The sequence below is a fragment of the Candidatus Macondimonas diazotrophica genome, from assembly GCF_004684205.1.
GTDB classification, from domain to species: domain Bacteria; phylum Pseudomonadota; class Gammaproteobacteria; order UBA5335; family UBA5335; genus Macondimonas; species Macondimonas diazotrophica.
In genome coordinates this window covers 1-722 of record NZ_SRIO01000076.1, presented here as the reverse complement: position 1 = coordinate 722, position 722 = coordinate 1, and the positions used below count along the sequence as shown (strand labels likewise).

At 54.8% G+C, this 722-nt stretch carries 2 protein-coding genes; both read right to left on the bottom strand.

Annotated elements, in window-relative coordinates:
- Window positions 1-500: hypothetical protein (locus E4680_RS13940; RefSeq protein WP_135283033.1), on the bottom strand; the 500-nt coding region annotated here is incomplete at its 3' end.
- A 39-nt stretch (window positions 501-539) separates the two neighbouring features.
- The coding region (locus E4680_RS14385) for a hypothetical protein (protein WP_205688957.1) at window positions 540-722 on the bottom strand (183 nt) is incomplete at its 5' end.

Here is a 722-nt window from a genome sequence, read left to right as displayed (position 1 = left end):
TTGATGGCGGATTTACGCAACGACGACGGGCCACTGATACGGATCGGGGCCGCGAACCGGGGGGATCCACTCCGACCTCGGTAAGGGAACGCCTCCCCGAGTTCAGCCCCAAGGATCCGCCTTACCTTCTCTGCTTCTTCCGGGGTATCGATATCCACATCGATGAAATGGATCTTGTTGGTCCGTATTCCGAAACCAATCGCGCTGTTCTGGCGATAGCGCTTGATACGATCCTCCGTGTTACGGATATCGATGCCCGGCCATCCCGGTATCCCAACGATATACCCACCGCTGATGTCCGTAGGAACTCTGCCCATAGACGCGCGAGACAATATGGATGTCGGGTGGATCTCGATGCTCGTGTCACAGACTACGGGAAGGATCTCCGTGAGCGGCCACTCACTGGTCAGCAGTCCATCCCATTCTTTCGATGTGGCCCCTGGATGCTTGACCTTTAGTTCTGTAATAGGGGTCGTTTCCCCCTGCTGATTTTCCAGCATTGTGTCCTGCTCCGGGTGTGGTGTGCCCATAAGTTACCATTAGCCTAGCGCGTCGGCAAGGGACAAAGCTTCCCGTCGCTCCTTGGCGTAGCTGAACAACATGTCATTGACGGCGGCCTTACCTTCAAGAACACCGGGAAATACTTCATCGATCGTGTCAACGCATGTCAAGCGGTGAATGTATACGTCTCTGTTTAGACCAGCTTGCTTTTGTCTGAGAGG